The sequence below is a fragment of the Streptomyces sioyaensis genome (genome assembly GCF_004122735.1).
In the GTDB taxonomy this organism is placed as follows: Bacteria; Actinomycetota; Actinomycetes; order Streptomycetales; family Streptomycetaceae; genus Streptomyces; species Streptomyces sioyaensis.
The window spans coordinates 1-15122 of record NZ_SDIF01000088.1 but is presented as its reverse complement, the minus strand read 5'-3'; the positions used below and the strand labels follow the sequence as shown (position 1 = coordinate 15122).

Sequence of the window (15122 nt, the reverse complement as noted above, 5' to 3'; positions counted from 1 at the left end):
ACCATGCACGGCGACTTCTCACGCGTCACCTTCGACCCCGCCCAGCGGTTCTCGGCGGTCCTGGCCCAGCAGGGCCGGGTCCAGCTCGACGCCGACATCAACGAACAGGCGGCCATCCTCCAGTACTTCCTGCGCACCCTGGTCGTGGATCTGCTGGGGCCCGCCACGTACCCGCCGGACGAGGACGAGGAGCGCCCCGGCGGGTTCGGCGTGGACGCGTTCGACGGGAAGAACTTCACGCTGGGCTCCGGCCGGATGTACGTCGACGGCATCCTGTGCGAGTGCGACGGCACCGACTACTTGAGCCAACCCCACGACCACCTCGTCCCCGACCGCGACGGCGACCGGCTGCCGCAACAGCCCTTCCTGGCGTACCTGCGGGTGTGGGAGCGGCTGGTCACCGCCGTGGAGGCGCCCCGTATCCGGGAGGTCGCCCTCGGGCCGCACAGTCCGGACACGACCGCGCGGACCCGGGTGGTGTGGCAGGTGTGCTGGCTTCCGCTGGAGGAGGACGGGCAGATGCCCGACATGAAAACCGGCACCCGCTACCTGCGGGACCGCATCAGCAGGACGTTCGAGCCCCGCGGGCTGCTCGCGGCCCGGGCCCGGCGCCCGGAGGACGACGCCTCCCCCAGCTACCTCTCGCCGTCCTCCGGCTACCGGGGGCCCGAGAACCAGCTGTACCGGGTGGAGGTCCATCAGGGCGGGACCGCGGAGACCGCGACCTTCAAGTGGTCCCGGGAGAACGGCTCGGTCACCTTGCCGATCAGGGCGGTGCACGGCCCCTCGGTGGAGCTGGAAACGCTGGGGCGCGACGACAAGCTCGGCATCGAGGCCGGGGGCCGTGTAGAGATCGTCGACGATGCGTCCGTGTACCGGGGCGCGTCGGACCGGCTCGACGAGAGGGCTCCGCGGCTGTACACCGTCCAGGAGATCGACCACGCGGCGAACCAGGTGGTGCTGGACGCCGACCCGGCCGATGACCCGCACCACCCCACGGGTGGACGGGTGCCCGGACTCCACCCGTTCCTGCGGCGCTGGGACCACGGCGCGACCGAGTGGACGAGCGGCGACGACGCCGGGGGCGAACCGACACCGCGCACCCTGCAGGAGGGCGAGTGGCTGCGGCTGGAGGACGGGATCGAGATCCGCTTCGAACCGAGTACCGAGCGGCCCCGCACGTATCGACGCGGCGCCTACTGGCTGATCCCGGCGAGGGTGCTCACGGGTGGCGTGGAGTGGCCCACCGACCAGGACGGGCAGCCGCGACCGCGGCCCCCGCGCGGCGTCGCCTATCACTACGCTCCGCTCGCGGTGGTGCAGCCCTTCGCGGCGGGCGACTACCAGATGGTGGATCTGCGGGTGCCTATTCCACGTCGCCGTTAGGGACAGTCCCTAGGAGGCACGGCTCACCACTCCGATCCCTGCGACGCCATGACGATTATGAAGATCACGAAGCCGATGAAGATCAGGACGGCGATGACGCCCACGGCCACCGGCGTGGTCTTCGCGCTGACCTCGGCACCGGTCGTCAGGTTCAGCAGCTCTTTGACGCGTAGCGTGCCGCGCTTGACCTTGCCGGTCGCCCGCACCCGGTCGCCGTCGCCGACGGAGCCCTCGAAGGACCGCCCCCGCATCTCCACGGGCACCACCCCCACAGAGACGCCCGTCGCGTCCTGCACCTCGATCCGGAAGGTGCATACGACGATGGTGCCGACGTTGTCGGACGTGCCGCCCAGCTCCGTCCGCAGCTGCACCCCTCGCGCCACGCCCTCCACGGTCCCGGGCCACGCATCGCCCTGTCGGTACTCGACACGCTGTTGCCGGGTTTGTTCCCAGCGAGGGGGTTCAGTGGGTTCGGGATCCGTGCGTGGCCATGTCCCGGACGCCCGCTTCGGGGGCCATTCGTCATGGTCAGGCCGGGGCTCATTGCCGCAGCGACTGCACCGCTTACCGGCTTCCTCACTGCCGCAGTTGCCGCACGTCCACGTGTGGTTCGAGTCATTCATAGTCACCGTCGCGCCGGCGGATCGCCGCTCTCCGGTCGCAGGACGACCTGTTGCCGCTCAGGTCTCTTTCCCCCATCATCACGCCGGTTTGCCGCCGCCGCTACAGGAACGCCGTGCCGTCGGGGCCTGCGGCTTCACCGAAGTTGACGCGCACCGACCCCACCCGCCCACGGCCGGAGACCTGGCCCGCGGCGCCCCCGTTCCGTTGGACAGGAACCGCCCACCCTCGGACAATTGAAAGTGTCGGCGAGCAGTGACTCGGCGGCGCCTGTTCCGTCGGCTGGGTAGACCCGCGCCGCGTGAGGAGGCGCCATGACCATCCGTATCGCCACCTTCAACACCGAGAACCTCTTTCAACGGCCCCGTGTTTTCGCCCTGGCCGACGAGGAGAAGCGCCGCAAGATCCTGGAGGACTTCGCGACCCTGGTCTCCCTCCTCGATCACGCGACCTACACGACCGCGAACAAGAAGGCCATCGCCGCGATCCTGGAGAAGTACGACGTTCCCAACGCCCAGTCGAAGACGCGGCCGTTCTTGGTGAACGAGACCCGCGGCGGAGCCAAGCTCTTCTCCGTCAAGCAGGGCGGCGCCCTTGAGATCGTCGCCGAGGGGCGGGCGAAGTGGGTCGGTTGGGCCGAGCTCATCCAGGACGACGTCAACCGCGACAGCGTCCAGAACACCGGCCGGGTGATCGCCGAGGTCGACGCCGATGTGCTGCTCACGGTCGAGGTCGAGGACCGGCTCACCCTGGAGCGCTTCAACGAGCAGGTGCTGGCCGATCACATGGGCCCGAAGAAGCGGTACCCGTTCAACATGCTGATCGACGGCAACGACAGCCGCGGCATCGACGTCGGGCTGTTCAGCCGACGGCCGATCACCGCCATTCGCTCGCACATCTTCGATCCGGACCCCAAAACCGGCCGGCCCGTCTTCAGCCGGGACTGCCCGGAGTTCGAAATCGAGCTCGACGGCGGGAAGCGGCTGTGGATCCTGGGCAACCACTTCAAGAGCAAGGGGTTCGGCAACCCCACCGAGAGCGCCAACAGGCGGAAGGCGCAGGCCAAGCGGGTCACGGAGATCTACGAGGAGGCCCTCAAGCGCTCCGCGCGCGTCGTGGTCGCCGGGGATCTCAACGACACCCCGGACAGCACTCCGCTCCAGACGCTCCTGGACACGGACCTGCATGACGCGATGTCCCACAGCAGCTACACGGGAGCGCCCGGCACGTATGAGACGGGCCAGTCGCTCAAGCAGAAGATCGACTACCTGATGTTCTCGCCGAACCTGTTCACGCGGGTGCAGGCGGTGGACGTCGAGCGGCGCGGGGTCTTCGCGCCCCACACGTTCAAGTCGTTCCCGACCGTGACCTCGAAGGACACCGAGGCGTCCGACCACGGTGCGCTGTACGCGGACCTCGACATCTGAGCCCGCACCGGGCAACGGGCATCGTGCATCCGATAGTTGGCGATGCCCGGGCCCCGCGCGGCTCCCCCGTTCGTTCGAGCGGACTCGGGCCGACGGCCGCCGCGGACGGACCGGCGACACGCCGACGACCCATGGCCCAAGAATGGCGCAAAGTGGCGACCCGCCCCCGAGCGGGCCGCGCGTCCGGAAACGAGCGCTGCGCTTCGCAAACACCCAATGTGACCGTTCCGGATGGCGAAACTCACGATGCCCAAGAGCTTCATTTTCGGCCATGGTGCGACATCCGAAGTGAACCATTCCTGCCGGTCGAGGCGTCACTTACCAGCAGAATTGCAATATCTGACACGCACCGATCGCGGCGACCGCATTCGCTCGAATCCGCTTGCTATGTTTGCGAAGGTGGTCCGGATATGGTGGTACACCGGGGGGAAAGATGGAAGCGCAGCAGACCCATCAACTAGTGGAGCGCCAGGCCGAGTTGGCCGAGCTGTCGGCGTTACTCGCCGAGGCCGGGGCGGGCCGGGGAAGCGTCGCGTTGGTCAGCGGACCAGCGGGCAGTGGGAAAACTCAATTACTCCAAAGCTTCTGCAAACAAGCGGCTGACTCCAGCGCATTCTTACTGACCGCCGTGGCGTCACGAGCAGAATGTGAGCTACCGCTTGGCGTGATGGACCAGCTCTTCAGATGCGAGACACTCCCCCCGGATTTCCGCCGCCGGGTGAACGCACTCCTGGCCGATGAGCTCGCCGCCAATCGCGCGGCGGGCGCCGATCCCGTCATGATGAACCAGCCGAGCATCACGGTGGCGAACGAGCTGCGCTCCCTCCTGCTGGAGCTGAGCGAGCGCGGCCCCGTCGTGGTGAGCATCGATGATCTGCAGTTCGCCGACGGCCCCTCACTCCAGATGCTGCTGTTCCTGCAGCGCCGGATGAAGTCGTCACGCCTGCTGTTGTTGCTCGCCGAGCTCTCAACGGTGCGCTCGCCCCATCCGGTCTTCCACGCCGAGCTGTTCCGGCAGCCGAACTGCCGCAAGATCCGGCTCGACATGCTCACCCGCTCCGGCGCGCACACCATGATCGCGGCACGCCTGGGCCCCGCCAAGGCGCAGGAACTCACCGATCCGTACCACGAGGCCTCGGGCGGAAGTCCACTCTTCCTGTCCGCGCTGCTGGACGACTACCAAGCGATCCACCGCCTCGCCGGACGACTCGAAACCGAGCCCACCGTTTCCCAGCCGGCCTTCCGCAACGCGCTGACGGACTGCCTGTATCTGGCCGAGCCGGCGGCCTTCGACGTGGCACGAGCGGTGGCCACACTGGGCACGGTCGGATCCTCCGTGCTGATCGGCCACATCCTCGGCCTGAACACCGCCACCGTGGAGCACGCGATTGCCTCGCTCACCGCAACCGGGCTGCTCGACGCGGAGGGCTTCCGGCACCCTGCCGCGCGTACGGCCATTCTTGAGGAGATGCCCCCCGAAGCCAGACACGCACTGCACCTGCGGGTCGCGACCGCGCTCCAGAACGAAGGGGCGCCACCGGTCACGGTGGCCGAACAACTCGTCGCGGCGGGCACGGCCCCCGAAGCGTGGATGATCAACGTACTGAGGGACGCGGCGCACGGCGAACTCGCCGCCAGCAGGACCGGAATGGCCTGTGAATACCTCGATCTCGCGCTGAACAACTGCCGCGACAGCCGGCCGCTGGCCGCGCTCACCGCGGACCGCATGCGGATCGAATGGCAGAAGTCACCGCTCAAGGCCATGCGGCATGCGGAGCGATTAAAGGAGGCCTCGCGGGGTGGAGACCTGACCGGCCAGGACACCGGCCTGCTGGCCCGCAGTCTGCTGTGGCACGGCCGCTACCGCGAGGCCCGCGAAACCCTCACCCGCTGGGAGGCGAACGACACCGGGTCCGACCGCGTCGAATCCGAGGAACTGGCAGCCCTCACCGGCTGGATGGCGTACTCGTTTCCCGCGCTGCTGACAGAATCAGCCGGCTCGGCGGCCACTCCGGAGCCGGACGCCTGCCCCGACTCGGCGCGTCCCTTCGGGCGCCAGGCGGTCAGCGTGCTCTTCCGTCTGCTGGCGGACGGCCCCGGCGACGAGGCCGTGGCCAGCGCCGAAGGGATCCTGCACAGCGTCGGCCTGGGCACCGCGACCCTGGAATCGCTGCACGCCGCGCTGCTCACCCTGATCTGTGCCGACCGTCCGGACCGGGCCGCCTCCTGGTGCGAGGAGCTGCTCAAGGAAGCCGAACAGCAGGGAGCGCCGACCTGGCAGGCGGTCTTCGCGGCGATACGCGCCGACGCGGCCTTCCGCCAGGGCGACATGGCCACCGCCGTGAAGCAGGGCGAAGCCGCACTCTCCCAACTTCCCTGCCCTTCCTGGGGTGTGGGCATCGGTGGCCTGTTGGCGAACCTGATCCTCGCCACGACCATGATCGGACAGCACGAGAAGGCGGTGAAGTACATCAGACTGCCGGTACCGGACACCATCTTCGAATCCCGGTACGGCCTCCACTACCTCCACGCGCGCGGGCACTTCCATCTGGCGACGGACCGGCCCGCGGCGGCGCTCACCGACTTCGAGAGCTGCGGCCGGTTGATGACCACCTGGGGACTCGACCTGCCGTCCTTGATCTCTTGGCGCGGTGGCGCCGCGGAGGCCTCCCTGGCCCTTGGACTCAAGAGCAGGGCCAGGACGCTCATCGAGGAGCAGCTGACCCGTCCCGGAACTCAGCAGCCCCGCACCCGAGGGGCGTCACTACGGCTGCTGGCCGCGGCAGGCGACATCGAGGACCGCCCGGCGCTGCTGCAGGAGGCCGTGTCCCTGCTCCAGCCGGACACCGGACGATTCGAACTCGCCCGTGCGCTGGCCGATCTCAGCGCCGCCTACCACGAGTTGGGCGAGCACGACCGGGCGCGCGGGACGGCGGAGCGAGCCGCCGACATGATGACGTCGTGCCACATCCCCGCGCAGTGGGCGCAGCCGCTGCCGGTCGTACGCCCCCCGCACTCCGCGCCGACGGCCGCGTTCGCCGGACCCTCGCGGTCGGCCGGGCCCGACGCCCCGGACGGGCCGCGGAAGGGCCGGAAGCCGGTCGGTGCCGAGGCGCTGAGTGACGCGGAGCGACGCGTCGCCGAACTCGCCGCGCAAGGGGTGCCCAACCGGGCGATCGGCCGGAAGTTCTTCATCACGGTAAGCACCGTCGAGCAGCACCTCACCAGGGTCTACCGCAAGCTGGATGTCAGCCGGCGCAGCGATCTGGCCGCGAAGCTGCACGGCTCCCCGCCGGAGGCCGAGTCCGCCTGAACACCTCCTGGCGACGGCGCCGCTCACGGCCGGCATGAGCCCGTCCTATGGCTCGTAAGCCCGTCCTACGGCTCGTAGATCCATTCCAGATAACGCTCGATCTCGTCAGCCGCGCGCCGCGCGCCCCCCGCGCGGCGCGCCTCCCGCTGGAGTGCACGCACCCGGCACCGGGTGTGCACGTCGCCGAGGAGCGTGCGGAGCGCGTCCACGAGCTGCTCCGGTGCGGCGGCCTCGGGTGGCAGCTGCACGCCGAGGCCGAGTTCCGCCACTCGGTCGGCCACGGCTCGTTCACTGTCGGACCTCGGCACGGCCACCAACGGTGTATTGAAATACAGGGATTCCATGACGCTGTTCAGATCCGGATGGCAGATATAGGCCGCCGCCCAGCGCAGCACCACGGCGCGCGGGGCCCGCACCTGCACTTCGACGTTGGGCGGCAAATCCTCCCACTGCGGCCAGCCCTCCACCTCACCGTCCGTCGTGACCACCAGGTGCACGGGCTGCCCTGCCAGCGCATCCACGACGTTTTGCAGAAACGCCGGGCCCGCGTGGAAGAGCTCGGGGTCGAGCGCGAGAAACACGATGGGCAGCCCGTTCGCGGGCGGCAACCAGCGCTCATCCATACGGCGTTCCGGTATGCACGGCCCGACGAACGCAACCCGGCTGTCGAAGAGATGCCCGTCGGTTTGAAAGGCCCTGGGCAGCAAGGCGATTGACAGGGGTTCGGCTCGTGTATAAAAGTCACCCGCCGATATACCCGGGTGTTCCGACAGAAATCGATCCAACCGTTTGCGGGTGTACTCAGGAAGGCTTCCCCTCCACACCTCGGCACCGGCCTCGCGGGCCGGAGCGTCGTCGGGAACCAGGGCGTCGGCCCAGGCGAAGGAAGGAAAGATCTGCACCGCCGGCCGGTTCCAACGGCAGGTCAGCAACCGTGCGACGATCCGGCTCGACGTCTCGTACAGCACGAGATCCGGAACATCGTCGGCGACATCGGCACAGATCTCTTCCAGGCAGTCGAGGGTGTCTTCCACCCCGGCGGGGTCCACCCTCCCCGTACACTCCCGGGGCTCGGCATGTGAGCCGTAGGCGGGGCACGACCGATGGACCAGAACGTCGACGCCGAGGGCGACGGCCTGCGCGGCGAACTCCTGGGTGGTGAGGTACCTGATCCGGTGATCCCTGCGGTGCAACTCCTGCACAATGGGCAGCATCGATCGGGTTCGCGCCGCGTCCGGCGCACTGACCACAACAATGTCGTATCGAGGCACGGAGGGAGCCTCGGTCATGAATGCGACACCCCCTCGCGGCACCTGCGCGGGATGCCGCTCGTCGTTCCCCGCGGCACCCTGGCGCATTTCCACGGGGATCACTTGATCCGGTATCAGCTCACTGAAGATGAGATCGCGTCCTGTGGTCAGGCGCCGGAGCGTACCACGCATACGGCGCTATGCGAATACAGTCGGCCGACTTCCTCCGGAGCCAGCTCAGTAACGCTCCGGGCCCCGTCGGCGACGGCCGAATGCAGAAGGGAAATCGCACCCCGAAATAAACCTTCATCCCGGTTCTTTAATCTCTTACGTGAGCGAGTCCGCGGTTTACCTGAGGGCGCATTCACTGTAAGGGAATTCACCGGACGCGATAAAGCCCCTTACCACCCCTATGGGGTCGGAATTGTGGAGTTCACGCCACGCAATTCGAGAAGTTGGCCGAGTTGCGTCGGACGCGATCACCACGTCCCCCGGGCCGATGCGCAGTGCGCACGTACGAGAAGCAGGCAACAACCCAAAGCCCCGGTGCGCATGAGGAGCGCGACCGGGGCCGGGGAGTACGGGGGTAGGGGCGTATGGAGGTAGGGGCGTATGGGGTGTCGTACGGGTCAGCCGTCCGTGCGTGCGGCAACCCACTTCTCGACGGCCTCGGCCGTGGCCCCGGCCGAGCTCTCCAGCAGGGTGAAGTGGTTTCCGGGGACCTCGCGCAAGGTGTGCTCGGCCGGCCAGGAAGCACGCCAGTCCGCATCTTCCCCCGGCCTCTCCGACGCTCCCTCGCCGTCGGTCCGCCCGGCGAACGATTCCGTCGGCCGTACGAACAGCAGGGGCGCGGCGACCGGTTGGGGCGCGCACCGGGTGATGAGCGAGCTGTACCGGCCCATCGCGGACAGCCGGGTGGCGGTGAAGGCGCCGAACGCGTCCTCGCGTTCCAGCATCCCCGCCAGCATCTGTGCCCAGAGCCCGTCCGTGTCGGCGGCGTCCTGGTCCTGGTCCTTGGCGGCGGGCAGGTAGGTGTCCAGCAGCACGATCGCGGCAGGCGTCGGCCCCTCCCTCTCCAGGCGACTGGCCGTGGCATGCGCGAACTGGCCGCCCGAGGAGTAGCCGACCAGAATGTAGGGCTCGTCGCCGGCCAACTTCCGTACGCTCCGGGTGAAGTGGTCGACGACGGCGTCCACGGACGCCGGCAGCGACTCGCCGTCCACAAAACCGGGCGAGGTCACCACATGCACATCACGCACGTCACGGAAGTGGGCGGCCAGCCGCGCGTACTGCTGGGCTCCGGCGAGCGCCATCGGCGACGGGAAGCAGATCAGGGCCGGGCCGTGGGGCCCACGGGCCAGGGTGACCGGCTCCCCCACGACGGGGAGTTCGGCCGCGGTACGGAAGGAGGGGCGCAGGTCGGCCACCGCGTTGAGCAGCGCCGTGCCCGCTGCCATTTTCCCTTCCCGGACCGCGGCGCGGAAAAGCCCGCTGAGCGTCTCCCCCTGGGTGCTCAAGTGGCTGGTTGCGAGAGCCGGTGCAGGCGAGCCCGAGGCCTGTGCAGACAGGAGGGAAGCCAGTTCGGCACGCAGGTATGCGGCGAGCCGGACGGGGCTGCCGTGGTCGAATACCGCTGCGGCATGGAGCTCCAGCCCGGTGCTCCGGCTCAGGCTCTTCCGCAGTTCGGTCGCGGAGAGCGAATCGACACCTGCCTCCAGGAATCCGCGCTCCGGATCGACGTCGGCGGCGGAGAGGTGGCCCAGGACCGCCGCGGCGTGCTCCACCACCACTTCGGTCAGCAGCTTCTCCTGTTCCTCCTCCGGGAGCCCGGCCAGCCGTGCGTGCAGCCGCTCCCTGGCTGCCGCGTCCGAGCGCTCCGGAGCTGCCGGCGTTTCGAGCCCGTCGGTGACGGCCCCGCCGAACAGTGCGGGTGAGTCGATCCAGTAGCGGCGGCGCTGGAAGGCGTAGGTCGGAAGGTCCACTTCGCGGGCTCCGCTGCCCGCGTAGAGCCCCTGCCAGTCCACCACGGCCCCGCCGGCGTACAACTGCCCGAGGCCGGTGAGGACCGCCCGTGCCTCGTCCCGCTTCTTACGCATCGTGGGCACCACCGTCACCCGCTCGGCCTCGCCGGGGTCCAGGCACCCTTGCACCATCCCTGACAGCACCCCGTCGGGGCCGATCTCCACGAACCGCGTGACACCGCGCGCGAGGAGGGTCCGTACGGCGTCGGTGAAGCGGACCGCTTCGCGGGCGTGGCCGACCCAGTAGTCGGGGCTGGTCAGCTCGCCTGGTGCGGCAGTGCGGCCGCTGACGTTGGAGACCAGGGGGATGCGGGGCTCGGTGTAGGTGAGGGCTGAGGCCGCGGTGCGGAAGTCGTCGAGCATCGGGGCCATCAGCGGGGAGTGGAAGGCGTGCGAGACCTTGAGGAAGGACGTCTTGCGGCCCTGGGACCGGAGGGTTTCGACGATGGTGTGGACGGTGTTCCGGGCGCCGGAGACGACGGTGGCACGGGGGCCGTTGACGGCGGCGATGGCTGCGTCCTGGGCACCGTCGAGGAGTGCACGGACTTCTTCCTCGGTGGCTTGGAGCGCTGCCATGACCCCGCCGTCGGGCAGGGCCTGCATCAACCGCCCACGGGCCGCCACCAGCGCGCACGCATCCGGCAGCGAGAGCACCCCGGCCACATGAGCCGCCGTGATCTCGCCGATGGAGTGTCCGGCGACCATGTCCGGGCGTACGCCCCAGGACTCGATGAGCCGGAACAGCGCCGTTTCGACTGCGAAGAGGGCGGGTTGCGCATACTCGGTGCGGTCCAGCGGAGTGCGGTCCAGCGGAGTGCTCTCCGTCGATGCGTCATCCTCCGCCCCCTCTTCCGCGAACATCATGTCCTTCAACGGCCGTTGGAGGTGGGCGTCAAGGTGTCCGCAAGCCTCGTCCAGTGCCTGTGCGAACACCGGGAAGGCGTCGTACAGCTCGCGTCCCATCCCGGCCCGCTGTGCGCCCTGTCCGGTGAAGAGGAAGGCGGTCTTGCCGCCGGTGCGGGCCACTGCCCGGACGAGACCGGCGGTCGAAGCGTCGTCGGTCAGGGCGCGCAGCCCGGCCGCCAGCTCCGTACGGTCGCTGCCCGTGATCACCGCACGGTGCTCCAGCTGCGCCCGCGTCGTCGCGAGCGCGAGACCCACATCCGCCAGATCGGGAGCATCCGCACGTTCCAACAAACCCAGCAGGCTTGCCGCCTGGGCCCGCAGGCCCTCCGCGCTCGCGCCGGACACCGGCCACAGCACCGGCACATCGGTCGGCCATGATTCGGTGCCGACGACGGGCTCGGCCGGGGCCGAGGCCGGTGGAGTTTGCGGGGCCTGCTCGATGATGACGTGGGCGTTGGTGCCGCTGATCCCGAAGGACGACACCGCCGCACGCTTCAGCCTCCCGCCCTCCCACCGTCGGGACTCCCTCAGCAGCTCCACCCCACCCGCGGACCAGTCCACCTTCGACGACGGCGCATCCACATGCAGCGTCTTCGGCAACACGCCGTGACGCATCGCCATGACCATCTTGATGATCCCCGCGACACCCGCCGCAGCCTGCGTATGCCCGAGATTCGACTTCACCGACCCCAACCACAGCGGACGCCCCTCCACACGGTCACGCCCGTACGTCGCCAGCAGCGCCTGCGCCTCGATCGGATCACCCAGCACCGTCCCGGTACCGTGCGCCTCCACCACATCGACCTGGTCCGACGACAGCTGCGCATTCGCCAACGCAGCCCGAATCACGCGCTGCTGGGACGGACCGTTCGGCGCAGTGAGACCGTTGCTCGCACCGTCCTGGTTCACGGCAGAGCCCCGAACCACCGCCAGCACACGGTGACCATTGCGCCGCGCATCCGACAAACGCTCCACCACCAGCACACCGACGCCCTCGGAGAACCCGGTGCCGTCCGCTGCCTCGGCGAAGGACTTGCAACGGCCATCACCCGCCAGGCCACGCTGCCGGCTGAAGTCGACGAAGGTCCCCGGTGTCGACATGACGGTGACGCCCGACGCCAGAGCCAGGGAGCATTCCCCGTTGCGCAGTGCCTGGCCCGCCAGATGCAGCGCCACCAGCGACGAGGAGCACGCCGTGTCCACCGTCACCGCCGGCCCCTCGAAACCGAGGGTGTACGCGACGCGGCCGGAGACGACGCTGCCACTGCCGTAGCTGTTGATGTAGTCGTGGTACATCACTCCGGCGAACACGCCGGTCCTGCTGCCACGGAGTGCCGAGGGATCCATCCGCGCGTGCTCCAGAGCCTCCCAGGAGGCCTCCAGCAGCAACCGCTGCTGCGGATCGATGGCCCGGGCGTCGCGCGGCGCCACTCCGAAGAAGCCGGCGTCAAAGTCGGCGGCGTCATGGAGGAATCCGCCGTGGCGCGCATACGACGTTCCGTCATGTTCGGGGTCGGGATCGTAGAGCGCTTCGATGTCCCAGCCCCGGTCCTCCGGGAATTCGGAGATGGCATCGCCGCCCGCGGAGACCAGCCGCCACAGGTCTTCGGGTGACCGGACACCGCCCGGATAGCGGCAGGACATTCCCACGATGGCAAGCGGCTCGCGCAAGGCGCTGGTCAGCTTGCGGTTGTGTTCGCGCAGCCGCTCGGTCTCCTTGAGCGATGTCCTCAGTGCGTCGACGAGTTTCGCCTCGGGGCGCCCGGACTGCGCAGGCCGACCGGCCTGGCCGCCCTGGTTTTCGCTGCTGGGGCGGCCGGAGCCCGCGGCGCGAATCGAGCCGTGGGAGCTGCTGGACGGATGGGGGTGACTGGGCTGGGTCATGGCGGTGTCACTTCTCCCGCGTCATGTCGTGGGCGTCGGGGCTGCCGGCGTCGTGGGGGCGGGGGTTGTGGTGGCGGGGGTCGCCTTCCTCGTCCCGGAATTCCTGGGACTCCGGCACAATCCGGAATTCCCCGAAGTCGTCGTACTCGTAGCCGGAGCCGGGCCCGTAGTCGGAGCCTGGCCCGTAGTCGGAGCCTGGCCCGTAGTCGTCATCGGTCGCCTCGGAATCCGCGAGTGCCATGCTGATCAAGGTTTCGGTGTCCATCGCGTCGATGGAGGACTCTGCTCCGTCCGCTTGCTGCGCCGACGAGGCGTCGGCTTCGATGCCGGCGAGTTCCAGGAGGCTGTCCATCAATCCGGCCTCCCGCAGCCGGGACAACGGAATGGCGGCGAAGGCGCTGCGGATGCGGTCCTCGGCCGAGCCGGTGGCCGTCTCGCTCTCGTCGCCCCCGGTCTGCGGAGCGAGCTCGTCCCACAGATGTCCGGCGACCGCCCGAGTGCTGGGGTAGTCGAAGATCAGCGCGGCGGGGAGACGCAACCCGGTGGCCGCATGGAGGCGGTTGCGTAGCTCCACGGCGGTGAGCGAGTCGAAGCCCAGGTCGTTGAACGACCGGTCGGCATCGACGGCTTCGGCCTCGGCATGGCCGAGTACCGCCACCACCTGTGCGCGGACCAACTCGGTCAGCAGCTCCTTCCGCTCAGCGACGGGTGTGTCCGCCAGGCGGGCACGCAGGCTCTGGGCGTCGCCGTGGGACGGCTGCGGAACGGATTGCGCACTCCGCCGTACCGGCGCGCGTACCAGACCGCGGAAGAGCGGTGGCAGCTCCCCGGCATCGCCCTGCGCCATGGCGCGGACGTCCAGCACGGCCGGTACGAGGAGCGCGTCGGCCGCAGTGCCGCTCCGGGCGTCACCTGCGAGGACCGTGTCGAGCAGCGCCAGCCCCTGCTTGGCGGAGAGTGCACCGGCACCGGAGCGTGCCATCCGCTGCACATCCGCATCGCTGAGCCCGCCGGCCATACCACTCTCGTCCGCCCACATCCCCCAGGCCAGCGAACTCGCCGCCAGGCCGGCGGCCCGGCGCTGCTGCGCCAGCGCGTCCAGGAAGGCGTTGGCAGCGGCGTAGTTGCCCTGCCCTGGTACACCCAGTGCCCCGGCGATGGAGGAGAAGAGGACGAACATGGTCAGGTCGAGGTCGCGGGTCAGCTCGTGCAGGTTCCAGGCCGCGTCGGTCTTCGGCCGGAGCACGGTGTTCATACGCTCCGGGGTCAGCGACCCGATGACGCCGTCGTCCAACGTGCCGGCGACATGCACGACGCCGGTCAGCGGGTGCTCGGCCGAGAGGGACGCCAGCAGTTCCCCCAGTTGCGTACGATCAGCGACGTCACAGGCGGCGAGTCGAACGCTGGCGCCGAGTTCGGACAGTTCGGCGCTCAGCTCGGCAGCACCAGGCGCGTCCGGCCCCCGGCGACTGGCCAGCAACACATGCCTCGCCCCGTGCTCAGTCACCAGATGACGAGCGACCAGAGCCCCCAGCGCACCGGTGGCGCCCGTCACCAGAATGGTGCCGTCGCCCTCCCCCACCGTCGTCCGTTCCTGGACGACGGTGGCGGTCGGTCCTACGGAGGGCATCCGGGCCAGCCGGGGAGCGAACAACGCACCATCTCGGAGGGCGAGTTGCGTCTCGTCCGCCTGCACGACACGGGGCAGAGCAGCGAGAGAGGAGTCCGTGCCGTCCACGTCAACCAGCACGATCCGGCCCGGGTTCTCCGTCTGTGCCGACCGCACCAGACCGCTCACCGCGGCTCCCGCCAGGTCGGTCACGTCAGCGGCTCCCGCCGGGACCGCACCTTGTGTCACCACCAGGAGGGTCGAAGCGGCGAAACGCTTGTCCGCCAACCACGCCTGAAGGTCTGCCAGCACTCGGTTCGTACCCGCGCGCACCGCAGCCGGGACATCCGCCTCGGCCGCCGAGCTGCCGCCGTCCGTCTCACCCACCGCTCCGATGTGAGCGATGGCCGGCAGCACCACGACACCCGCGTCACCGGCATCACCGGCATCGAGCAGTTCCGGCACCAGGGCGGTGCTGCCCACTACGGGAGCCAGCGTCTGCGCCCACTCGGCCGCGCCCGAACCCACCACCACCCACTTCTTGTCGCTACGGCCCGAAGAGGCGGCCGACGGCAACTGAGTCCAGTCCACCCGGTACAGCGAATCGTGGAACTCGGCCCGCGCCTGAGCCAACTGCTCCTCGGAGATCGGCCGCACATCCAACCGCTCCACCGACACCACCGCACGACCCGCAGCATCCGCCAC

At 69.3% G+C, this 15122-nt stretch carries 7 protein-coding genes; 3 read left to right on the top strand and 4 right to left on the bottom strand.

Annotated features, from left to right (window positions below; translation table 11 throughout):
• Positions 1 to 3: 3 nt before the first annotated feature.
• Positions 4 to 1386 carry a DUF6519 domain-containing protein gene (locus EST54_RS24735; protein ID WP_129249928.1) on the top strand — a complete coding sequence of 461 codons (1383 nt, stop codon included), beginning with the start codon at positions 4 to 6 and terminating at the stop codon, positions 1384 to 1386.
• Between the two features lie 23 nt (positions 1387 to 1409).
• On the opposite strand, the gene EST54_RS24730 is transcribed toward EST54_RS24735, so the two are convergent.
• On the bottom strand, positions 1410 to 1769 hold the full coding sequence (locus tag EST54_RS24730) for a hypothetical protein (protein WP_129249927.1): 360 nt from the start codon (positions 1767 to 1769) through the stop codon (positions 1410 to 1412).
• 552 nt (positions 1770 to 2321) lie between these two features.
• Here EST54_RS24730 and EST54_RS24725 point away from each other — a divergent pair.
• Both EST54_RS24725 and EST54_RS24720 read left to right on the top strand, forming a co-directional pair.
• Positions 2322 to 3434, top strand: a complete 1113-nt coding sequence (locus EST54_RS24725) for an endonuclease/exonuclease/phosphatase family protein (protein ID WP_129249926.1) — start codon at positions 2322 to 2324, stop codon at positions 3432 to 3434.
• A 433-nt stretch (positions 3435 to 3867) separates the two neighbouring features.
• Entirely contained in the window at positions 3868 to 6747 is a 2880-nt protein-coding gene (locus tag EST54_RS24720; protein ID WP_129249925.1) for a helix-turn-helix transcriptional regulator, read from the top strand.
• A gap of 65 nt (positions 6748 to 6812) precedes the next feature.
• Here EST54_RS24720 and EST54_RS24715 read toward each other — a convergent pair whose 3' ends face one another.
• The 3 genes from EST54_RS24715 to EST54_RS24705 form a co-directional block, all read right to left on the bottom strand.
• Positions 6813 to 8189, bottom strand: coding sequence for a nucleotide disphospho-sugar-binding domain-containing protein (locus EST54_RS24715; RefSeq protein WP_129249924.1), 1377 nt, complete (start codon positions 8187 to 8189; stop codon positions 6813 to 6815).
• Between the two features lie 437 nt (positions 8190 to 8626).
• Complete coding sequence (locus EST54_RS24710; RefSeq protein ID WP_129249923.1) at positions 8627 to 12808, bottom strand: type I polyketide synthase; 4182 nt, start codon at positions 12806 to 12808, stop codon at positions 8627 to 8629.
• Between the two features lie 7 nt (positions 12809 to 12815).
• A partial coding sequence (locus EST54_RS24705; protein ID WP_217371196.1) for a type I polyketide synthase occupies positions 12816 to 15122 on the bottom strand: 2307 nt, incomplete at its 5' end.

Bases quoted from the DNA above. Each gene is read 5' to 3' on its own strand.
- EST54_RS24725 (WP_129249926.1), top strand. From the start codon at position 2,322: ATGACCATCCGTATCGCCACCTTCAACACCGAGAACCTCTTTCAACGG.
- EST54_RS24720 (WP_129249925.1), top strand. From the start codon at position 3,868: ATGGAAGCGCAGCAGACCCATCAACTAGTGGAGCGCCAGGCCGAGTTG.
- EST54_RS24710 (WP_129249923.1), bottom strand. From the start codon at position 12,808: ATGACCCAGCCCAGTCACCCCCATCCGTCCAGCAGCTCCCACGGCTCG.
- EST54_RS24715 (WP_129249924.1), bottom strand. From the start codon at position 8,189: ATGCGTGGTACGCTCCGGCGCCTGACCACAGGACGCGATCTCATCTTC.
- EST54_RS24735 (WP_129249928.1), top strand. From the start codon at position 4: ATGCACGGCGACTTCTCACGCGTCACCTTCGACCCCGCCCAGCGGTTC.